The organism is Streptomyces shenzhenensis, assembly GCF_003688995.1.
GTDB classification, from domain to species: Bacteria; Actinomycetota; Actinomycetes; order Streptomycetales; family Streptomycetaceae; genus Streptomyces; species Streptomyces shenzhenensis_A.
The window spans coordinates 127366-147018 of sequence record NZ_PENI01000006.1; the positions used below are offsets into that span (position 1 = coordinate 127366).

Below are 19653 nucleotides of genomic sequence, written 5' to 3' on the forward strand. Positions count from 1 at the left end.
GCCGTCCGCCCACGCGGAGCGCCCGCGGTGGCCGTCCGCCCGTTCACAGCGTCCGCAGCAGCACCGCCGGCTGTTCGACGCAGTCCGCCACATGGCGCAGGAAGCCGCCCGCGATGCCGCCGTCGCAGACCCGGTGGTCGAAGGTGAGCGAGAGCTGGACGACCTGCCGGACGGCCAGCTCGCCCTGGTGCACCCAGGGTCTGGCGGCGATGCGGCCGACGCCGAGCATGGCGGCCTCGGGGTGGTTGATGATCGGGGTGGAGCCGTCGACGCCGAACACTCCGTAGTTGTTCAACGTGAAGGTGCCGCCGGTGAGTTCCGCGGGGGTCAGCGTGCCGGCCCTGGCGGCCTCGGTCAGCCGGGCGAACTCCGCGGTCAGTCCCTCGGCGTCCCGCTCGTGCGCGTCGCGTACGACGGGCACGACCAGTCCGCGCTCGGTCTGTGCGGCGAACCCGAGGTGGACGCGGTCGAGCCGGACGATCTCCCGGGCCTCGGTGTCGACGGTGGAGTTCAGCTCGGGGTATCGGGCCAGGGCGGCGGTGCAGATCCGGGCGAGGAGTGCGAGGAGGGAGATCTTCGGCCCGCCCGCCGTGTTCATCGCCGTCCGCGCGGCCAGGAGTCCGGTCGCGTCGGCGTCCACCCAGCAGGTCGCGTCCGGGATCTCCCGGCGGCTGCGGGAGAGCTTGTCGGCGACGGCGCCGCGGACGCCCTTGAGGGGGATTCGCGTGGTCGTGGTGGTGGCCTGTGCGGGGGCCGGCCGGGCCGCCGAGGCGGGCGGGGCGGCGGCCGGTGCGGCGGCCCGGAGCGCCTGCTCGACGTCCGCGCGCAGGATCAGCCCGTCGGGGCCGGAGCCGGTCAGCTGCCGCAGATCCACGCCGTTGTCCCGGGCGAGCCGGCGGACCAGGGGTGAGATCACGGGCACGGGACCCTCGGCGGGCCGCGCGGTCCCGCGCGCGGGCGCACCGGCCGGGCCGTCGGCCCCTTGAGGCGCGCCGGGCGCCACCGGGGCAGGTGCCGCGGCGCCGTTCGCCACGGCGAGACCTGGCTGGGTGCCCGCCGGTCCGCTCGCCGCGTCCTCGTGCGTCGCCACGCCGTGCGCCGCGGTCCCGCCGGGCGTCGGCCGTACCCGGCGGCGGCGCGCCGACGGTGCCCCCGTGCCGTAGCCGACCAGCACATTGCCCGAGCCCTCGGGCTCGCCGTCGGAGGGGTCCGGTCCCACCGCGACCGTCAGCAGCGGTGCCCCCACGGGCAGTTCGGTGCCCTCCTCGCCGAAGCGGGCGGTGACCACACCGCCGTAGGGGCACGGCACCTCGACCATCGCCTTGGCCGTCTCGACCTCGACGACCGGCTGGTCGACGGCGACCACGTCGCCGACCTCGACCAGCCAGTGGACGATCTCCGCCTCGGTCAGCCCCTCCCCGAGGTCGGGCAGCCTGAACTCCAGCACCTGTGCCATCAGCCCTCGGCCTCCCACTGCAGCCGCGCCACCGCGTCCAGGATCCGGTCGACGCCGGGCAGGTGGTGCCGCTCCAGCATCGGCGGCGGGTAGGGGATGTCGAACCCGGCCACGCGCAGCACCGGCGCCTCCAGATGGTGGAAGCACCGCTCGGTGACACGCGCCGCGATCTCCCCGCCCGGTCCGCCGTACCCGCCCGACTCGTGCACGACGACCGCGCGCCCGGTCCGGCGGACCGACGCGCAGACCGTCTCGTCGTCGAACGGCACCAGGGAGCGCAGGTCGACGACTTCGAGGTCCCAGCCTTCCGCCTGTGCCGCCTCGGCAGCCTCCAGGCAGACCGGCACGGACGGCCCGTAGGTGATGAGGGAGGCACTCCGGCCCGAGCGCCGCACCACCGCGCGGCCGATCGGTTCGACGGCCGTCGGGTGCTCGGCGTTCCAGGTGTCCTTCGCCCAGTACAGCCGCTTGGGTTCGAGGAAGACGACCGGGTCGTCGGAGGCGATGGCGGCGCGCAGCAGACCGTAGGCGTCGGCGACGGTCGCCGGCGTGACGACATGGAGCCCCGGAGTCGCCATGTAGTACGCCTCGGAGGAGTCGCTGTGGTGCTCGACGCCCCCGATGCCGCCGCCGTAGGGGATGCGCACGGTGAGCGGCAGGGGCATCGCGCCCCGGGTGCGGTTGCGCATCCGGGCCACGTGGCTGACGAGCTGCTCGAACGCCGGGTAGGCGAAGGCGTCGAACTGCATCTCCACGACCGGGCGCAGCCCGTACATGGCCATGCCGACGGCCGTGCCGAGGATGCCTGCCTCGGCCAGCGGAGTGTCCGTGCAGCGGTCCTCGCCGAACTCCCGGGCGAGCCCGTCGGTGACCCGGAAGACGCCGCCGAGCGTGCCGACGTCCTCGCCCATGACGTGCACCGACGGGTCGGCGGCCAGCGCGTCGCGCAACGCGCGCGTGAGGGCCTGCGCCATGGTGGCGGGCTTGACCGCGACGGTGGTCATCGGTCACCGCCTTCCCGCTCGGCGGCCAGCTCGGCGCGCAACAGGGCACGCTGCTCGCGCAGTTGCGGGGTGGGTTCGGCGTAGACGTGGGCGAACAGGTCCATCGGGTCGGTTTCGGCGTCCCGGTTCATGCGGTCGCGCAGCTCCGCCGCCATCGTCTCGGCGTCCTCGCGGGCGGCCGTGACCGCGTCCTCGTCGAGCAGTCCGCGGCCGGTCAGCTCCCGCTCCAGCAGCAGCACGGGGTCGTGGTCGCGCCAGGCCGCCACGTCGGCGTCGGTGCGGTAGCGGGTCGCGTCATCGGCGTTGGTGTGGGCGTCCATGCGGTAGGTGACCGCCTCGACGAGCGTCGGACCGCCGCCCTCGCGCGCGTGCCGTACGACGTCGGCGAGAACCTCGTGCAGGGCGGCGGCGTCGTTGCCGTCGACCAGCCGGCCCGGCATGCCGTAGCCGACGGCCTTGTGGGCGAGGGAGGGGGCGGCGGTCTGCTTGGCGAGCGGGACGGAGATCGCGAAGCCGTTGTTCTGGACCAGGAAGACGACCGGTGCCCGCCAGACGGCGGCGAAGTTCAGGGCCTCGTGGAAGTCGCCCTCGCTGGTGCCGCCGTCGCCGACCATGGCGAGCGCGACCACGTCGTCGCCCTTGAGGCGGGCGGCGTGGGCGAGCCCGACGGCGTGCGGGAGCTGGGTGGCGAGCGGGGTGCTCAGCGGGGCCACGCGGTGCGCGTACGGGTCGTAGCCGGTGTGCCAGTCGCCGCGCAGCAGGGTGAGTGCCTCGACGGGGTCGACGCCGCGGGCGACGACGGCGAGGGTGTCGCGGTAGCTGGGGAAGAGCCAGTCACGGTCCTGGAGGACCAGCGCGGCGGCGATCTCGCAGGCCTCCTGGCCGGTGCTGGAGGGGTAGACGGCGAGCCGGCCCTGCTTGGTGAGGGCGGTGGCCTGCGTGTTGTAGCGGCGGCCGCGCACCAACTGGGCGTACAGCCGCAGGAGCAGTTCGGGGTCGGCCTTCGTGGCCGCCTCGGTTCCGAGGACGCGATAGGGCTCGGCGTCGGGCAGCAGCGGTGCGGGGTCCGTACGGGGCTGCCAGGCGGGCGGCGGCGCCGGCCGGTACGCGCCCCGCTGCTCCATGACCGTCATGACGGCACCTCCTGGTGGAAGCGGCTACGGGAGGCGCGTCGCCTGTGACCCGCCTCACCTACCGATTGTTCGGTCGTCGGCACATTTTGGCTACAGGCACCTCCAGGCTGTGGACAAACGGTTCTCCACAACTTGAAATGAACGCAGTACGTCCATGGCAGGAAGGCAGGAGGACATGACACCTGAACAAATGGCCGAAGGCCCGGAGGCCGGTGCCGTGCCGCCGCCCCCGCGCCCGCTGGACGCCATTGATCAGGACATCCTGCAGATCCTCCAGGCGGACGGCCGTGCGTCCATACGATCCGTCGCCGAGCGGGTCCATGTCTCCCGCGCCAACGCCTACGCCCGCATCAACCGTCTCGTCGAGGACGGCGTCATCCGCGGCTTCGGGGCCCGCGTCGACCACGAACGCGCGGGTCACAGCACTTCCGCGTACGTCACTCTGAAGATCGTGCAGAACTCCTGGCGCACCGTGCGCGAGCAGCTGCGGGAGCTGCCCGGCGCCTCGCACATCGCACTGGTGGGCGGCGACTTCGACGTGCTGCTCCTGGTGCACACGCCGGACAACAGGGCGCTGCGCGAGCTGGTGCTCACCCGGCTCCAGGCGATCCCGGAGGTGCTCAGCACGCGCACGCTGCTGGTGTTCGAGGAGGAGGACCTGGAGCCGAACGGCTGACGTCAGTCGCGGCGCAGCCCGGAGAACACCAGGCGCACCACCGCGTCGGTCACCTCGCGCTCGGTGGCGCCGCGCCCGTCGGGCCGGTACCACTCCACGATCGAGTTGATCATCCCGAAGACCAGCCGGGTCGCGAGCCGCACCTCCACGTCCTCGCGCACGTCACCGTCGGCGGCGGCGTCCTTCAGCAGCCCGGCCACCCGGTGGTCGAAGTCGCGGCGCCGCTCCAGGGCCCAGCGCTCGGTGGCGGTGTTGCCGCGCACGCGCAGCAGCAGCGTCACATAGGGCAGCTCGGCTATGAGGACCTCGACCATGCGCCGCACCACGTACTCCAGGCGGTCAGCGGCCCGCCCCCCGCGCGCGTGCTCCTCGTCGAGGATGCCGAAGAGCCCGTCCAGCGCCCGGCTGACCGCGCGGCGCAGCAGCTCCTCCTTGCCAGCGACATGGTGGTAGATCGACGACTTGGAGATGCCGGCCGCCTTGGACAGGTGCTCCATCGACGTGCCGTCGTAGCCGCGCTCGTTGAACACCTGGACGGCCACCGAGAGCAGCGTCTCGGGGGTGTACGTGTCGCGCCTGGCGATGGTCATGAGGTGCTGCCCTCCCGCTTGTCGGTGGCGTACGCGTGGCGGTAGAGCGCGAGGGACGGCGCGTAACGGCCGGAGGGGTCGCGCAGGTGCAGGTCGTCCAGGAGGTCGTAGGCCCAGCTGCGGCCGAGCCTGCGGCTCCATTCGAAGGGGCCGAGGGGGTAGTTGACGCCCAGGCACATCGCGGTGTCGATGTCCTCCTCGGTGGCGACGCCCTTGGCCACGGCGTCGTGGGCCAGGTCGATGATCCGCGCCACCGCGCGGGCGACGATCATGCCCGGCACGTCACCGATGACGCTCACGTCCTTGCCGAGCGCCTGGAAGAGGCCGATGGCCTCGGCGAGGGTCTGCTGGGAGGTGTCCTGGGAGGCGGACAGGGCGATGCGGGTGGCCCTGCGGTAGTCGAGCGCGAGGTCGAAGTAGACGACGTCCCGGAACTCCACCGAGGTCTGCCCGTCGGTGAGGGCCAGCTGGCCGCCGCCGGGCAGCACCAGGCGGCTGCCGTGGTCCTCTTCCTCCTGACGGACCTGGATGCCCGCCTCGCGGATCAGCGTGAGCAGATCGGCCGCCGGCCCCAGGTCGCCCTCGGCGACGACGTACGCGGGCGCCTGCCGCAGTTCGGCGGTGTGCGGCTCGGCACGCTCGGCGTCCTCGGCGTAGTCGTACCAGCCGTGCCCCGACTTGCGGCCGAGCCGGCCGGACTCGACGAGCCGGCGCTGGGCCAGCGAGGGCGTGAAGCGCACGTCCTGGAAGAACGACTGCCACACGGAGTGCGTGACCGACTCGTTGACGTCCTGGCCGATGAGGTCGGTCAGTTCGAAGGCGCCCATCCGGAAGCCGCCGCACTCGCGCAGGACGGCGTCGATGGTGGCGGGATCGGCGGCCTGCGCCTCGTAGACCGCGAAGGCCTCGGCGTAGAAGGGCCGGGCTATCCGGTTCACGATGAAACCCGGGGTGTCCGCGCAGGCCACGGGCGTCTTGCCCCAGGCGCGGGCGATCTCGTACACGCGCGTGGCGGAGGTGAAGTCGGTGGCGAACCCGGAGACGACCTCGACCAGCGGCAGCAGCGGGGCCGGGTTGAAGAAGTGCAGGCCCACCAGGCGTCCCGGGCTGCGCAGGGCACCGGCGACGGCCGTCACCGACAGGGACGAGGTGTTGGTGGCGAGCAGGCAGTCGTCGCAGACGATGTCCTCCAGCTCGCGGAACAGGTCCTGCTTGACGTCCAGCCGCTCCTGCACGGCCTCCACGACCAGCTCGCAGTCGGCGAGTTCGGCGAGGTCCTCGGCGGGCAGGAGGCGGGCGCGGGCCGCGTCCCGGTCGGCCCCGGTGAGCCGGTCCTTCGCGACCAGCCGGTCGAGCCGGACGCCGATCGCCTCGGCCGCTTCCCGGGCCCGCCCGGGGACGGCGTCGTACAGCCGCACGGGGTGGCCCGCGACCAGCGCGACCTGGGCGATGCCCTGGCCCATGGTGCCGGTACCGACGACGGCCACGGGGCTGCTGAGGGCGAGTGCTGTCATGTGCGTGATCCTCCCGCACGACGTTTTCCACAGATGCGGCGGTCCCCCTTGTACCGACCGATCGTTCGGTTACTCTAACTCTGACCGAGCGTCGCTGCCCACGTTTCTGCACAGGTCACGAGCTCGCCGACGAGCTCTTGAGACGAGGAGTTGGTCCCGCATGGCCGCCCAACCGACCGAGCACGCACTGATCGCCAAGCACCGGCCCACCCTCGACCAGGCGCTGGAGGCGATCCGCACGCGCGCGTACTGGTCCCCGCACCCCGAGCACCCCAAGGCGTACGGCGAACACGGCAGCCTGGACGCCGCCGCGGGCAAGGCCGCCTTCGACGCCGTCCGCGGCACCCGCCTCGACCTCGGCCAGCCCGGCACCGACGACTGGGTCGGCGGCGAAGTCTCGCCGTACGGCATCGAGTTGGGCGTGACCTACCCGCACCCCGACCTCGACACGCTGCTGCCCGCGATGCGGGCCGGCCGGCGCGCCTGGCGGGACGCGGGCCCGGAGACCAGGGCCGTGGTCTGTCTGGAGATCCTCAAGCGCATCAGCGATCGGACGCACGAGTTCGCGCACGCGGTGATGCACACCAGCGGCCAGGCGTTCATGATGGCGTTCCAGGCGGGCGGCCCGCACGCCCAGGACCGCGGCCTGGAGGCGGTGGCGTACGCGTACGCGGAGCAGGTCCGCACGCCCGGCACGGCGGAGTGGACCAAGCCCCAGGGCAAGCGCGACCCGCTGGCGCTGACCAAGCAGTTCACGCCGGTCCCGCGCGGAATCGCGCTGGTCATCGGCTGCAACACCTTCCCCACCTGGAACGGCTACCCGGGCCTGTTCGCCTCCCTCGCCACCGGCAACGCGGTCCTGGTGAAGCCGCACCCGCGCGCGGTGCTGCCGCTCGCGCTCACCGTGCGGATCGCCCGCGAGGCGCTGGCCGAGGCGGGCTTCGACCCGAACCTGGTGGCGCTGGCCGCCGAGCGGCCCGGCGAGGGCATCGCGAAGACCCTGGCCACCCGCCCCGAGATCAGGATCATCGACTACACGGGCTCGACCTCCTTCGGTGACTGGCTGGAGGCCAACGCCCGCCAGGCGCAGGTCTACACGGAGAAGGCGGGCGTCAACACGGTCATCGTGGAGTCGACCGACGCCTACAAGGGGATGCTGTCCAACCTGGCCTTCTCGCTGTCCCTGTACAGCGGCCAGATGTGCACCACCCCGCAGAACCTGCTCATCCCCCGGGACGGCATCCGCACCGACGAGGGACCCAAGACCTTCGACGAGGTGGTCGCCGGCCTCGCCCGCGCGGTCGACGGCCTGCTCGGCGACGACGCCCGCGCGAACGCCCTGCTCGGCGCCATCGTCAACCCGGACGTCAAGGCCCGTCTGGAGGCCGCCGCCGGGCTCGGCGAGGTCGCCCTCGCCTCGCGCGAGATCGCCCACCCGGACTTCCCGGACGCGGTCGTCCGCACGCCCGTGATCGTCAAGCTGGACGGCGCCAAGCCGGACGCCGAGGCCGCCTACATGAGCGAGTGCTTCGGACCCGTCTCCTTCGCCGTCGCGGTCGACTCGGCGGCCGACGCGGCCGAGCTGCTGCGCCGCACGATCCGCGAGAAGGGCGCGATGACCGTCGGCGCGTACACGACCGACTCGCAGGTCGAGGAGGCCGTCCAGGAGGTCTGTCTGGAGGAGGCCGCCCAGCTGTCCCTCAACCTCACCGGCGGGGTGTACGTCAACCAGACCGCCGCCTTCTCCGACTTCCACGGCTCGGGCGGCAACCCGGCGGCCAACGCGGCGCTGTGCGACGGCGCGTTCGTCGCGAACCGCTTCCGGGTGGTGGAGGTGCGCCGGGAGGCCTGAGACCGGCTAGACGGAGCGGGGTGCGCCCGCGGTGGCACTCCAGTGGTACAGCGTCATCGCCACGCTGGTGGCGAGGTTGTAGCTGGAGACCTGGGGGCGCATCGGCAGGGCCAGCAGATGGTCGGCACGCGCGCGCAGCTCGGCGGACAGCCCGCTGCGCTCCGACCCGAAAGCCAGCACGGCGTCGTCCGGCAGCTTCGTGCCGCGGATGTCCTCGCCCTCGGGATCGAGGGCGAACAGCGGTCCGGGCGGCAGCTCCTCGACCGTCAGCCGCTCCACCACGGTCGCGAAGTGCAGGCCCGCACCGCCGCGCACGACCGTGGGATGCCAGGGGTCGAGCGTGCCGGTGGTGACGACCCCGGTGGCCCCGAAACCGGCGGCGAGCCGGATCACGGCCCCCGCGTTGCCCAGGTTGCGCGGGTTGTCGAGCACCACGACGGGCGCGTGCCGGGGCACGCGGGCGAGCACCCGCAGCCCGGCCTCCCGGGACGGCCGTACGGCCAGGGCGGCGACGGCGGTCGGATGCGGCCGCGCCACCAGGGACGCGTACGTGCGCTCCGGCACCTCGGCCAGCAGGCCGTCCAGGGCGTCCCGCAGGTCCGGGGCCAGCTCCTCGGCCAGCGCCAGCGCCGCCCGCCGGTCCGCGGTGACGGCCACCGGGACCTCGGCCCCGAAGCGCAGGGCGTGCTTGAGGGCGTGGAAGCCGTCGAGCAGCACGGCGTCATCCGCGTGCGCGCGCCACAGGGTCACGGGGTCGGTCATGCCGGGAAGCCTACGCGGGACGGCCGGGCGCACCGCGGGACGCGGAATCCAGCGCCCCGGCGCCGAGGCTCACGGCTGCCGGACCCCCACGGCCGGCTCCGGCTCCCGTTCCGGCTCCGGCCCGATCGCCCGCGCGGTGCCGCCGCCGCTGCCCCGCGGGCGGACCAGCGGCGCGCGTGCCACCCGGCCGCCGAGCCGGCGCAGGAACGACGTCGGCAGGAAGACCGCGTCCGCCGCGATCATCGCCAGCGAGAAGAACGGCAGCCCCAGAACCACCGCGATCGCCGCGTGCTCCGTCATCATCGCGGCCAGCAGGACGTTCTTGACCCGCCGGTTGAACAGCGTGAACGGGAACGCGACCTGCATGATGACCGTCCCGTACGTCACCAGCATCACCACGGTGCCGTTGGCGGACAGCAGGTCGGCGAGCGCGGGCCAGGGCGAGAAGGAGTCGAGGTGCAGCGGGTAGTAGACGGCGGTGCCGTCCTGCCAGCGCGAGCCCTGGATCTTGTACCAGCCGGCCGTGGCGTAGATCAGACACGCCTCCGCCATGATCACGAACAGGGCGCCGTTGTGCACGATGTTGGCGATCACGTCCAGCAGGATCCGGAACTCGCCGGCCGCCGCGAACCGCCCGGCCAGCCACCACAGTCCCAGCGCCGCCCACACCGTCCACAGGAGCGCGGGCACCAGCCAGCCGCCGCCGAACCGGCCGGCCAGGGTCACCGCGCCGAGCACCAGGCCGAACCCCGTCCACAGGACCGGTCCCACCCGGTCGTGGACCCACTCCCCACGCGCGCGTGCCGTCTCGCCGCGTGCCGCCCGCCGCGCGTCGAGCGACCACACCCGGCCGCAGCGCGTGAACACCAAGTAGATGGACATCAGGTGCAGCACGTTGTCGCCGCCGTCGCCCATGAAGACGCTGCGGTTCTGCATCGAGAGCACGCCGACCATGAACAGCAGCGACGACGTGCGCGAGCGCCAGCCCAGCAGCAGCAGGACGCCGGAGACGACGGCGAGCAGATAGCAGACCTCGAACCAGAACTGCCCGTCCGACCACAGCAGCGCCGTGAACGCCTCGTTCTCCGAGGTCAGTTGCCGGGCGAGAGCCCAGCTCCAGGGGCCGTCGGGCCCGTACAGCTCCTGGCGGTGCGGGAACTCGCGCAGCAGGAACAGCACCCAGGTCGCGGAGAAGCCGATGCGGATGACGGCGGACTGATAGGGGCCGAGCGGGGATTCGGTGACCCGGGCGATGCCGCGCGAGACCGACAGAGCGAGACGATTCACCGCACTCCTCCCGCGGCCTCGTCCGCCGTGACCGTCCACCACGGCAGTACGCGGTGGACCGGCTTGTCGGAGACCTGCTCACGGCTCCATTCGGGCGGCGGCACATTGGTGGTCCGCGAGCGGACCTGGACCCGCTGGACGGCGCCCGCCGGCCCGGTCGCGTCCTCCCGGTACAGCCGCATCACCGCGATCCGCCGCACGTACTGCTCGGAGAGCGCGCCGCGCAGGCCCACGGGACGGTTGTCGCCGTCGTGCGTGGCGACGAAGAAGTCCCAGGCCCGGCGCAGTTCGTTCTGCTCGGTGTGGCTGGGCAGCAGGCTGCCGTCGATGGCCTCGCCGTCCCGCGCGGACAGGTCGTACCAGCCGGTCGTGTCGATGTCGCCGTCGGCCGTGCGGATCTGCGCGCGGACCTGGACGGCGATGTTCTGCTGCAACGGGTTCGGCGCGAACAGCTTCCAGTTCTGCTCGAACTCCGGGTAGATCCACTCCTCGATCGCCTTGCCGTGCTGCTTCGTCACCGTGTTGGCGGGCGCGACGCTCAGGAACACCATCCCGAGGTGCACACAGGTGACGACCGCGACGACCGCGAGCGCCAGGGCGGCGCCGATCTGGTACCGCGGGGACAGCGCGGCGACACCGGCACGGCGCGCGGCCGGCGGCGCCGTGCTGTCTCCGGCGGGGCCAGGGCCGGCCGGCTCGCCGCCCGGCGGACCGTCCTGGTCCGGCCGCGGCCGGACCACCGCCGCCCGTCGGTCACGCTCAGTCCCGTCCCCGAACCCGGCCTCGGATCCGTCCCCGGCCGTCACGGCCGACGGGTGCCGCTCCGGCTCGGCGGAAAGAGGCGCGGGTGAGGGCTGCACGGACGCAGGCACCGCTGGCAGCGAGGCTGAGGGCGGCGCCGCTCCCGGACCGCGTGGCGCGGGCACGCCAGAATCGCGCGGCCGCTCCGGCGGAGGCGCCTCGCCCGACCCGACCGGCCCCTGCGGGGCGTGCGAGTCTCCGTCGTACGCGTCCATTCCGCCCCGTCCCGTCCCGCTCCGTCGTCCGGCCGCCCGCCGCGGGCCGCGCATGGCCCGCGAACCCTAGTACTCGGCGCTCGCACGGAACGGTACTCAGCCCTGCCCACCGGGCGCAGCCCCGAGGCCCGGTTCACGGGCGTGGCCGTCGCCACTCCCACGCCCGCAAGGGACCCGAACGACCCCGCGCCCGCCCGGGCTCCCCGGGTTGTCCACAGGCCGCCGCCGGGGTTGTCCACAGCGGTTGACACCCCACGGCGGCTCACCCACCATGGAATCGCACGAACCGAACGATCGGTCGGTAGCAGATTTTCCGGAAGATCCCGAGGTCAGGGGGACCGCATGGCCACAGCAGCCGCGCACCGCACGGCCGCCGCGGCGGCGCACGACGCCCAGGACACCGCCGCCACGACGGCGTACGAGCGCGCCTTCGACGCCGCCGTGGCCGCGGACGACCGCATCGAGCCCCGCGACTGGATGCCCGACGCCTACCGCGCGACGCTGGTCCGGCAGATCGCCCAGCACGCCCACTCCGAGATCATCGGCATGCAGCCCGAGGCCAACTGGATCACCCGCGCCCCCTCGCTGCGCCGCAAGGCGATCCTGATGGCCAAGGTCCAGGACGAGGCGGGCCACGGCCTGTACCTGTACAGCGCGGCGGAAACGCTCGGCACCGGCCGCGACGAGCTGCTCGACAAGCTGCACAGCGGCCGCCAGAAGTACTCGTCGATCTTCAACTACCCCACGCTGACCTGGGCCGACGTCGGCGCGATCGGCTGGCTGGTGGACGGCGCGGCGATCACCAACCAGGTCCCCCTGTGCCGCTGCTCCTACGGTCCCTACGCGCGCGCGATGGTCCGCATCTGCAAGGAGGAGTCCTTCCACCAGCGCCAGGGGTACGAACTGCTGCTCGCCCTCAGCAACGGCACCCCGGAGCAGCATGCGATGGCCCAGGACGCGGTGGACCGCTGGTGGTGGCCGTCCCTGATGATGTTCGGCCCGCCCGACGACGCGTCCCAGCACTCGGCCCAGTCGATGGCCTGGAAGATCAAGCGCCACTCGAACGACGAGCTGCGCCGGCGCTTCGTCGACATCTGCGTCCCCCAGGCCGAGTCCCTCGGCCTCGCCCTCCCCGACCCGGACCTGCGGTGGAACGAGGAGCGGGGGCACCACGACTTCGGCGCGATCGACTGGACGGAGTTCTGGGAGGTCCTCAAGGGCAACGGCCCGTGCAACGAGCAGCGGATCACCCAGCGCCGACGGGCACACGACGAGGGCGCGTGGGTACGGGAAGCGGCCGCGGCCCACGCGGCCAAGCACAACGGCGGAACACAAGGAGCGCGGGCATGACCGACACCGACTGGCCCCTGTGGGAGGTCTTCGTGCGCTCCCGCCGCGGCCTCTCCCACACCCACGCCGGCAGCCTGCACGCCCCGGACGCGGAACTGGCCCTGCGCAACGCACGCGACCTGTACACCCGGCGCGGCGAGGGCGTCTCGATCTGGGTCGTCCCGGCGGCCGCGATCACCGCGTCCTCACCCGACGAGAAGGACCCCTTCTTCGCACCCGCCGCGGACAAGCCCTACCGGCACCCGACCTTCTACGAGATCCCGGAAGGGGTGAAGCACCTGTGACCGCCACCGTGCCCACGACCGCCGCGCTCGCGCTGGGCGACGACGCCCTGGTGCTCTCGCACCGCCTGGGGGAGTGGGCGGGCCACGCGCCCGTCCTGGAGGAGGAGGTCGCGCTCGCCAACATCGCGCTGGACCTGCTCGGCCAGGCCCGCGCGCTGCTGTCGATGGCCGGCGACGAGGACGAACTGGCGTACCTGCGCGAGGAGCGCGCCTTCCGCAACCTCCAGCTGGTCGAGCAGCCGAACGGCGACTTCGCCCACACCATCGTCCGCCAGCTGTACTTCTCCGTCCATCAGCACCTGCTGTACACCGAACTGGCCGCCGGCGACGGCCCGTTCGCGCCGCTCGCCGCCAAGGCCGTCAAGGAGGTCGCCTACCACCGGGACCACGCCGAGCAGTGGACACTGCGGCTCGGCGACGGCACGGAGGTCAGCCATGACCGGATGACGCGCGCCTGTGACGCCCTGTGGCGGTTCACCGGGGAGATGTTCCAGCCGGTGGCGGGCCTGGACACCGACGGGGCGGCCATGGAGGCGGCCTGGCTGGAGTCCGTCGGCGACGTGCTGCGCCGGGCCACCCTGACGGTCCCCGAGGGGCCACGCGGCGGAGCCTGGTCGGCGGGCGCCGGCCGGCAGGGCCTGCACACCGAGCCGTTCGGGCGGATGCTCGCCGAGATGCAGCATCTGCACCGCAGCCATCCGGGGGCGTCATGGTGACGACGACGGCCACACCGCTGGAGGCGGAACTCCTCTCTCTCGCGGGCTCGGTGCCCGACCCCGAACTGCCCGTGCTCACCCTCCGGGAGCTGGGTGTGGTGCGCGCGGTGCACCTGCGGGGCACGGACGCCGTCGAGGTGGACCTGACCCCCACCTACACCGGCTGCCCGGCGATCGAGGCGATGTCCGTCGACATCGAGCGGGTGCTGCGCGGCCACGGCATGCGCCGGGTCACGGTGCGCACGGTGCTCGCGCCCGCCTGGTCGACCGACGACATCACGGACGAAGGGCGCCGCAAGCTGCGGGAGTTCGGCATCGCTCCCCCGCGCGTGCGGCGCGACCCGGGTCCGGTTCCGCTCGCCCTCGGCCCGAGCCGGACCCGCGCCACCGCGTCCGAGGCGTCAGAGATGTCCGAGATATCCGGCGCGCCCGAACCCGTCCGCTGCCCGCACTGCGGATCGGCCGACACCGAGCTGCTGAGCCGGTTCTCCTCGACCGCGTGCAAGGCGCTGCGGCGCTGCCTGGTCTGCCGTGAACCGTTCGACCACTTCAAGGAGTTGTGATGGCCCGCTTCCATCCGCTCCCGGTGGTCGCGGTCGACCGCCCCACCGACGACTCCGTGGCCCTCACCCTCGCCGTCCCGCCCGGGCTGCGCGAGGAGTACCGGCACGCGCCCGGCCAGCACCTCGCCCTGCGCCGCCGGGCCGACGGGCTGGACATCCGGCGGACCTACTCGATCTGCTCCCCCGCGCCCGCACCCGGCGATGAGGGTCCGGCCACCGTGCGGATCGGGGTACGGCTCGTGGAGGGCGGCGCCTTCTCAACGTACGCGCTGAAGGAGATCGGCGTCGGCGACGAGCTGGAGGTGATGACCCCGGCCGGGCGCTTCACGCTGGAGCCGGCCCCGGGGATGTACGCGGCGATCGTCGGCGGCAGCGGCATCACCCCGGTGCTGTCGATCGTCTCGACGCTCCTGGCGCGCGTGCCGGAAGCCCGGTTCTGTCTGATCCGCAGCGACCGCACGGCCGCCTCGACGATGTTCCTGGAGGAAGTCGCCGACCTGAAGGACCGCTATCCGCAGCGGCTGCATCTGGTGACGGTGCTCTCCCGGGAGGAGCAGCAGGCGGGCCTGCCCTCGGGGCGGCTGGACCGGGAGCGGCTGACGGGGCTGCTGCCCGCGCTGCTGCCGGTGGACGCGGTGGCCGGATGGTTCCTGTGCGGGCCGTTCGGGCTGGTGCAGGGCGCCGAGCGGGCGCTGCGGGATCTCGGGGTGGACCGGGCGCGGATTCACGAGGAGATCTTCCATGTGGACGCGGGTGCGGCGCCCGCGGTGCCCGTCACCGCCCCCGCGCACAGCACGGTCACGGCCCGGCTCGACGGCCGCGGCGGGACCTGGCCCGTCCGGGACGGGGAGTCACTGCTGGAGACGGTGCTGCGCAACCGGCCCGACGCGCCCTACGCCTGCAAGGGCGGGGTGTGCGGGACGTGCCGGGCCTTCCTGGTCTCGGGCAAGGTCCGCATGGACCGCAACTTCGCCCTGGAGTCGGACGAGACGGCGGCCGGCTATGTACTGGCCTGCCAGTCGCATCCGGTGACGGAGGAGGTGGAACTGGACTTCGACCGCTGACCGCGGGCCACCGCACCGTTCCCTTCTTCTAGAACCTGTTCTATCTTGACGGTCCGTCAGACGAGCGGAGCCGCCGGGAGGACAGGACCGTGGACTTCACCTTCACCGAGGAGCAGCTGGCGGCGGCCGAGGCGGCCCAGGGGGTGTTCGCCGGGGTGGTACCGGACGCGGTGCCGAGCCCCGCGCTCACCCCCGGCGCCGTCGCCGAGGACTTCGACCGGCCGCTGTGGACCAGGCTGGCCGAGGCGGACCTGCTGAGCCTGCTGCTCGACACCGAGTACGGCGGGGCGGGCCTGGACGCCATCGCCCTGTGCCTGGTGCTGCGGGAGTCCGCCAAGGTGCTCGCACGAGTGCCCCTGCTGGAGCACAGCGCCGCCGCCGCGGCCGTACAGACCTATGGCGGAAAGGAGTTGGCGGCCGAGCTGCTGCCGCGCGCGGGACGGGGCACCCTCGTGCTCACCGTCGCCGCGAGCGGGCGCAGCGGCCACGACCCGGCCGAACTGGCCGTCACCGCACGGCCGGACGGCGACGCCTGGGTGCTGGACGGGGTGCAGACGGCGGTGCCCTGGGCGTACGGCGCCGACCTCGTGGCGGTGCCCGCGCGCACCGAGACCGACCGGACCGTCCTCGCCCTGGTCCCCCGCGGCCACGAGGGCGTCGCCCTCGCCGAGCAGATCTCCACCAGCGGCGAGCGGCTGGGCGAGCTGCGCCTGGAGTCCGCGCGGATCCCGGCGCGCCGGGTCATCGACGCCGACGGGGCGTGGGAGTGGCTGCGCGGGCTGCTGACCACGGGGACGTGCGCGCTCGCGCTCGGGCTGGGCGAGCGGGTCCTCGGGATGACGAGCGCCTACGCCGGCAAGCGGGAGCAGTTCGGGCACCCGATCGCGAGCTTCCAGGCCGTCGCCGTCCAGGCCGCCGACCGCTATATCGATCTGCGCGCCATGGAGGCCACGCTGTGGCAGGCCGCCTGGCGGATCAGCTCGGGGGCACCGGGGCCGCTGCCGGTCTCCGGGGACATCGCCGTGGCGAAGATCTGGGCCTCGGAGGGCGTCCGCCGGGTGGTGCAGACTGCGCAGCACCTGCACGGCGGCTTCGGTGCCGACACCGACTACGCCCTGCACCGCTACCACGCCTGGGCCAAGCACCTGGAACTCTCGCTCGGCCCGGCCGCGGCCCACGAGGAGGCGCTGGGCGACCTGCTCGCCGCGCACCCCCTGGGCTGAGCCGCACCGGCCGCCGGCCGGCGCGGCGCCGGCTACAGGACGTGACCGGGGTTGCCCTCGTCGGTGACGACCGGGCGGCCGGCGGCCTGCCAGACCTGCATACCGCCGTCGACGTTCACGGCGTCGACGCCCTGCTGGACCAGATACATCGTGACCTGGGCCGAGCGGCCGCCGGAGCGGCAGATCACATGGACCCGGCCGTCCTGCGGGGCGGCCTCGGTCAGTTCCCCGTACCGGGCCACGAACTCGCTGATGGGGATGTGCAGCGCCCCCTCCGCGTGGCCCGCCTGCCACTCGTCGTCCTCGCGGACGTCCAGCAGGAAGACGCCGTCCCCGACGTCCGCGACCCCGACCGTGGGCACACCAGCTCCAAAACTCATGGCCACGACGCTACCCGAAGGACGCCGGAGCCCGGACGTGGACGCCGAGGCGGACCGGGCCACCCCGGTGCCAGGAGACTGTCTCCCGGTGCCAGGGGTGCTATCCCTGCGCCAGGAGTTCCGCCAGCTCCGCCTCCCGCCGGGCCACATCGCCCCGGAGCTGCTCGGCGATCTCGTCCAGCAGGCTGTCGGGGTCGTCGGGGGCCAGGCGGAGCATGGACGCGATCGCGCTGTCCTCCAGCTCGCGGGCGACCAGCGTGAGCAGCTCCTTGCGCTGGGCCAGCCACTCCAGGCGGACGTAGAGCTCCTCGCTGCGGCTCGGGGGCCGTTCGGCGGGAGCCGGGCCCGCGGCCCACTCCTCGGCCAGCTCGCGCAGCAGCGCCTCGTCGCCACGGGCGTAGGCGGCGTTGACGCGGGTGATGAACTCCTCGCGCCGCGCCCGCTCGTCCTCCTCCTGCGCCAGATCGGGGTGGGCCTTGCGGGCCAGCTCGCGGTAGAGCTTGCGGGCCTCCTCGCTGGGGCGCACCCGCTGCGGGGGCCGGACCGCCTGGTCGCTGAGCATCGCGGCAGCCTCCGGGAACAGCCCCTGCCCGTCCATCCAGCCGTGCAGCAGCTCCTCCACGCCGGGGATGGGCGTGACCCGGGCGCGCGCCTCCTGCGCCGCGCGGAGGTCCTCGGGGTCGCCGGTGCGGGCGGCCCTGGCCTCGGCGATCTGGGCCTCCAGCTCCTCCAGCCGGGCATACACCGGGCCCAGCTTCTGCTCGTGCAGCCGGGAGAAATTCTCGACCTCGACGCGGAAGGTCTCCACCGCGATCTCGAACTCGATCAGCGCTTGTTCGGCGGCCCGCACGGCCCGCTCCAGCCGTTCCTCGGGCCGGGGCGCCTGGGACTGCTCAGCTTCCGGGGTCGTCACCGGACCAGCCTAGGCCCTGTCGTCACATTCCCTCCCCCAGCCTCCGGCCGGGAGGTGCCCCCAGCCCCGCGACGCCATGCACGCTCCCCCGAGCTCTCCGAGCAGGGGGCACCCCCACTCGCCGCACCGGACACAGGCCCAAGTACGTCCAGTACGAGGACCCGCGCCCGGCACACCGAGAGCACGCTCCCCCAAGCTCTCGACTCCGCTCGACCAGGGGGGACCCCCACGACGCCGCAGGACCCGCCCTCCGGGCGAACGACGGGAATGTGACGACAGGACCTTGGCCACGCCCGAAACCCCCACCGGCCCCGACCGCCGCCCGGTCGTACCCCGCTCTGCGTCACACCCCGCTCTCCGTCACACCCCGCTCTCCGCCGCGATCCGGCCCGACCGCACCGCCGCCACCAGGTCCGCGTGGTCCGCCTCGGTGCGGTCGGCGTAGGCGACCGCGAACTCGGCCATCGCCTCGTCCAGTTCCTCGCTCTTGCCGCAATAGCCGGCGATCAGGCGCGGGTCCGCGCTGTGCGCGTGGGCACGGGCCAGCAGCGCGCCGGTCATCCGGCCGTAGTCGTCGACCTGGTCGGCGGCGAGCGCGGCCGGGTCGACGCTGCCCTTGCGGTTGCGGAACTGACGGACCTGGAAGGGACGGCCGTCCACCGTCGTCCAGCCCAGCAGGATGTCGCTGACCACCTGCATGCGCTTCTGGCCGAGCACCACCCGGCGGCCCTCGTGCTCGACGGGCGGCGTCTCGAAGCCGACCGTGGCCAGATGCGGGACCAGCGCCGAGGGGCGGGCCTCCTTCACCTGGAGGACCAACGGCTCACCGCGGTGGTCCAGGAGCAGGACGACATAGGAGCGGGTGCCCACACTGCCCGTGCCGACCACCCGGAACGCCACGTCGTGCACCGCGTGCCGGGCCAGCAGCGGCAGCCGGTCCTCCGAGACCGTGGTCACATACGTCTCCAGGGACGCCGCCACCGCCGCCGCCTCGGCGTCCGGTATCCGCCGCAGCACCGGCGGCGCGTCGACGAACCGGCGACCGCCCTCGTCGACGGCCTCGGTCGACCGCGCAGCGAACCGGCCGCTGGTGTTGGCGCGGGCCTTCTCCGAGACCCGCTCCAGCGTGCCCAGCAGATCGTGGGCGTCAGTGTGCGAGACGAGTTCCTCGTCCGCGATGGCGTTCCACGCGTCCAGGACCGGCAGCTTGGCCAGCAGCCGCATGGTGCGCCGGTAGGCGCCCACCGTGTCGCGCGCCGCCGCGCGGCAGGTGTCCTCGTCGGCGCCCGCCTCCCGGCCGGCCAGCACCAGCGAGGTCGCGAGCCGCTTGAGGTCCCACTCCCAGGGGCCGTGCACGGTCTCGTCGAAGTCGTTCAGGTCGATGACGAGGCCGCCGCGGGCGTCGCCGTACAGACCGAAATTGGCCGCGTGCGCGTCACCGCACAGCTGGGCGGCGATCCCGGTCATCGGCGTGCGTGCCAGGTCGTAGGCCATGAGGCCCGCCGAACCGCGCAGGAAGGCGAAGGGCGTGGCCACCATCCTGCCCACCCGCAGTGGTATGAGGCCGGGGATGCGGCCCCGGTTGGACTCCTCGACCGCGCCCACCGCGTCCGGGCGGCCGCCGTCCAGGTCGAGGGCGCTGTGCGTGCGGCGCGGCACGCTCGCCCGCAGCGCCTTGCCCTCGGCCCTCGGCGACCCCTGCGACGGCCACCCGGCGAAGCCGCGCACCCGCGGAAGCCTGTGTCCGGCACCGGCCGCCGTACCCGTCACGTCCAGCCCTGCCTCGGTCACCGCGACCGCCCTCCCCCACAGCACGCACGAACATCAACTCGTGCGACCGTACCGCCGGTGACCGCGACGCGTCAGACCC

19 protein-coding genes are annotated in these 19653 nt (G+C 73.4%); 8 read left to right on the plus strand and 11 right to left on the minus strand.

The window, feature by feature from the left end; all coding sequences use genetic code 11:
• Window positions 1–43 precede the first annotated feature (43 nt).
• Genes CTZ28_RS12240 through pdhA form a run of 3 tightly spaced genes read right to left on the minus strand, consistent with a single transcriptional unit; the run spans window position 44 to window position 3593 of the window.
• Complete coding sequence (locus CTZ28_RS12240) at window positions 44–1456, minus strand: dihydrolipoamide acetyltransferase family protein (RefSeq protein WP_121889363.1); 1413 nt, start codon at window positions 1454–1456, stop codon at window positions 44–46.
• Window positions 1456–2460: an alpha-ketoacid dehydrogenase subunit beta gene (locus tag CTZ28_RS12245; RefSeq protein ID WP_121889364.1), complete on the minus strand. Its 1005-nt coding sequence runs from the start codon at window positions 2458–2460 to the stop codon at window positions 1456–1458. Before CTZ28_RS12245 ends, CTZ28_RS12240 begins: the two co-directional genes overlap by 1 nt.
• Window positions 2457–3593, minus strand: a complete 1137-nt coding sequence (gene pdhA, locus CTZ28_RS12250; protein ID WP_121889365.1) for a pyruvate dehydrogenase (acetyl-transferring) E1 component subunit alpha — start codon at window positions 3591–3593, stop codon at window positions 2457–2459. The genes CTZ28_RS12245 and pdhA overlap by 4 nt, the downstream gene beginning before the upstream one ends.
• A gap of 175 nt (window positions 3594–3768) precedes the next feature.
• Here pdhA and CTZ28_RS12255 point away from each other — a divergent pair, with 175 nt between their 5' ends.
• Complete coding sequence (locus tag CTZ28_RS12255) at window positions 3769–4269, plus strand: Lrp/AsnC family transcriptional regulator (RefSeq protein WP_398655792.1); 501 nt, start codon at window positions 3769–3771, stop codon at window positions 4267–4269.
• Window positions 4270–4271: 2 nt separating this feature from the next.
• Here the strand turns inward: CTZ28_RS12255 and CTZ28_RS12260 are convergent, their stop codons facing one another.
• Complete coding sequence (locus CTZ28_RS12260) at window positions 4272–4859, minus strand: TetR/AcrR family transcriptional regulator (RefSeq protein ID WP_121889367.1); 588 nt, start codon at window positions 4857–4859, stop codon at window positions 4272–4274.
• Complete coding sequence (locus CTZ28_RS12265; RefSeq protein WP_121889368.1) at window positions 4856–6373, minus strand: 3-hydroxyacyl-CoA dehydrogenase; 1518 nt, start codon at window positions 6371–6373, stop codon at window positions 4856–4858. The genes CTZ28_RS12260 and CTZ28_RS12265 overlap by 4 nt, the downstream gene beginning before the upstream one ends.
• Before the next feature lie 160 nt (window positions 6374–6533).
• Between CTZ28_RS12265 and paaN the strand changes: the two genes are divergently transcribed.
• Window positions 6534–8225, plus strand: coding sequence for a phenylacetic acid degradation protein PaaN (gene paaN / locus CTZ28_RS12270; protein WP_121889369.1), 1692 nt, complete (start codon window positions 6534–6536; stop codon window positions 8223–8225).
• 6 nt (window positions 8226–8231) lie between these two features.
• Here the strand turns inward: paaN and CTZ28_RS12275 are convergent, their stop codons facing one another.
• The 3 genes from CTZ28_RS12275 to CTZ28_RS12285 all read right to left on the minus strand — a co-directional run bounded on the left by CTZ28_RS12275 (window position 8232) and on the right by CTZ28_RS12285 (window position 11290).
• Entirely contained in the window at window positions 8232–8987 is a 756-nt protein-coding gene (locus tag CTZ28_RS12275; protein WP_121889370.1) for a TrmH family RNA methyltransferase, read from the minus strand.
• A gap of 69 nt (window positions 8988–9056) precedes the next feature.
• Entirely contained in the window at window positions 9057–10274 is a 1218-nt protein-coding gene (locus CTZ28_RS12280; RefSeq protein WP_121889371.1) for an HTTM domain-containing protein, read from the minus strand.
• Window positions 10271–11290, minus strand: a complete 1020-nt coding sequence (locus CTZ28_RS12285) for a DUF5819 family protein (protein ID WP_121889372.1) — start codon at window positions 11288–11290, stop codon at window positions 10271–10273. Before CTZ28_RS12285 ends, CTZ28_RS12280 begins: the two co-directional genes overlap by 4 nt.
• A gap of 342 nt (window positions 11291–11632) precedes the next feature.
• Here CTZ28_RS12285 and paaA point away from each other — a divergent pair, with 342 nt between their 5' ends.
• The 6 genes from paaA to CTZ28_RS12315 all read left to right on the plus strand — a co-directional run bounded on the left by paaA (window position 11633) and on the right by CTZ28_RS12315 (window position 16490).
• Window positions 11633–12640: a 1,2-phenylacetyl-CoA epoxidase subunit PaaA gene (paaA, locus tag CTZ28_RS12290; RefSeq protein WP_121889373.1), complete on the plus strand. Its 1008-nt coding sequence runs from the start codon at window positions 11633–11635 to the stop codon at window positions 12638–12640.
• Complete coding sequence (gene paaB, locus CTZ28_RS12295) at window positions 12637–12924, plus strand: 1,2-phenylacetyl-CoA epoxidase subunit PaaB (RefSeq protein WP_121889374.1); 288 nt, start codon at window positions 12637–12639, stop codon at window positions 12922–12924. Before paaA ends, paaB begins: the two co-directional genes overlap by 4 nt.
• Window positions 12921–13640, plus strand: a complete 720-nt coding sequence (paaC, locus tag CTZ28_RS12300) for a 1,2-phenylacetyl-CoA epoxidase subunit PaaC (protein ID WP_121889375.1) — start codon at window positions 12921–12923, stop codon at window positions 13638–13640. Before paaB ends, paaC begins: the two co-directional genes overlap by 4 nt.
• On the plus strand, window positions 13634–14203 hold the full coding sequence (gene paaD, locus CTZ28_RS12305) for a 1,2-phenylacetyl-CoA epoxidase subunit PaaD (RefSeq protein WP_121889376.1): 570 nt from the start codon (window positions 13634–13636) through the stop codon (window positions 14201–14203). The genes paaC and paaD overlap by 7 nt, the downstream gene beginning before the upstream one ends.
• Complete coding sequence (locus CTZ28_RS12310) at window positions 14203–15267, plus strand: 2Fe-2S iron-sulfur cluster-binding protein (protein WP_121889377.1); 1065 nt, start codon at window positions 14203–14205, stop codon at window positions 15265–15267. The genes paaD and CTZ28_RS12310 overlap by 1 nt, the downstream gene beginning before the upstream one ends.
• 89 nt (window positions 15268–15356) lie before the next feature.
• The gene (locus tag CTZ28_RS12315; protein ID WP_121889378.1) at window positions 15357–16490 is read left to right on the plus strand and encodes an acyl-CoA dehydrogenase family protein; all 1134 of its coding nucleotides are present in this window, start codon (window positions 15357–15359) and stop codon (window positions 16488–16490) included.
• Between the two features lie 32 nt (window positions 16491–16522).
• Here CTZ28_RS12315 and CTZ28_RS12320 read toward each other — a convergent pair whose 3' ends face one another.
• From CTZ28_RS12320 to CTZ28_RS12330, 3 genes are all read right to left on the minus strand, one after another.
• Window positions 16523–16852 carry a rhodanese-like domain-containing protein gene (locus CTZ28_RS12320; RefSeq protein WP_121889379.1) on the minus strand — a complete coding sequence of 110 codons (330 nt, stop codon included), beginning with the start codon at window positions 16850–16852 and terminating at the stop codon, window positions 16523–16525.
• A gap of 118 nt (window positions 16853–16970) precedes the next feature.
• Complete coding sequence (locus CTZ28_RS12325; protein WP_121889380.1) at window positions 16971–17783, minus strand: hypothetical protein; 813 nt, start codon at window positions 17781–17783, stop codon at window positions 16971–16973.
• A gap of 360 nt (window positions 17784–18143) precedes the next feature.
• Window positions 18144–19574: a DUF2252 domain-containing protein gene (locus CTZ28_RS12330; RefSeq protein WP_259471568.1), complete on the minus strand. Its 1431-nt coding sequence runs from the start codon at window positions 19572–19574 to the stop codon at window positions 18144–18146.
• Window positions 19575–19653 lie beyond the last annotated feature (79 nt).

What these genes read in the sequence shown, in the direction of transcription:
- paaB (WP_121889374.1), top strand. Translation starts at nt 12,637, where the DNA reads ATGACCGACACCGACTGGCCCCTGTGGGAGGTCTTCGTGCGCTCCCGC.
- paaN (WP_121889369.1), top strand. Translation starts at nt 6,534, where the DNA reads ATGGCCGCCCAACCGACCGAGCACGCACTGATCGCCAAGCACCGGCCC.
- pdhA (WP_121889365.1), bottom strand. Translation starts at nt 3,593, where the DNA reads ATGACGGTCATGGAGCAGCGGGGCGCGTACCGGCCGGCGCCGCCGCCC.
- paaA (WP_121889373.1), top strand. Translation starts at nt 11,633, where the DNA reads ATGGCCACAGCAGCCGCGCACCGCACGGCCGCCGCGGCGGCGCACGAC.
- CTZ28_RS12275 (WP_121889370.1), bottom strand. Translation starts at nt 8,987, where the DNA reads ATGACCGACCCCGTGACCCTGTGGCGCGCGCACGCGGATGACGCCGTG.
- CTZ28_RS12265 (WP_121889368.1), bottom strand. Translation starts at nt 6,373, where the DNA reads ATGACAGCACTCGCCCTCAGCAGCCCCGTGGCCGTCGTCGGTACCGGC.
- CTZ28_RS12310 (WP_121889377.1), top strand. Translation starts at nt 14,203, where the DNA reads ATGGCCCGCTTCCATCCGCTCCCGGTGGTCGCGGTCGACCGCCCCACC.
- CTZ28_RS12260 (WP_121889367.1), bottom strand. Translation starts at nt 4,859, where the DNA reads ATGACCATCGCCAGGCGCGACACGTACACCCCCGAGACGCTGCTCTCG.
- CTZ28_RS12285 (WP_121889372.1), bottom strand. Translation starts at nt 11,290, where the DNA reads ATGGACGCGTACGACGGAGACTCGCACGCCCCGCAGGGGCCGGTCGGG.
- CTZ28_RS12245 (WP_121889364.1), bottom strand. Translation starts at nt 2,460, where the DNA reads ATGACCACCGTCGCGGTCAAGCCCGCCACCATGGCGCAGGCCCTCACG.
- CTZ28_RS12240 (WP_121889363.1), bottom strand. Translation starts at nt 1,456, where the DNA reads ATGGCACAGGTGCTGGAGTTCAGGCTGCCCGACCTCGGGGAGGGGCTG.
- CTZ28_RS12255 (WP_398655792.1), top strand. Translation starts at nt 3,769, where the DNA reads ATGACACCTGAACAAATGGCCGAAGGCCCGGAGGCCGGTGCCGTGCCG.
- paaD (WP_121889376.1), top strand. Translation starts at nt 13,634, where the DNA reads ATGGTGACGACGACGGCCACACCGCTGGAGGCGGAACTCCTCTCTCTC.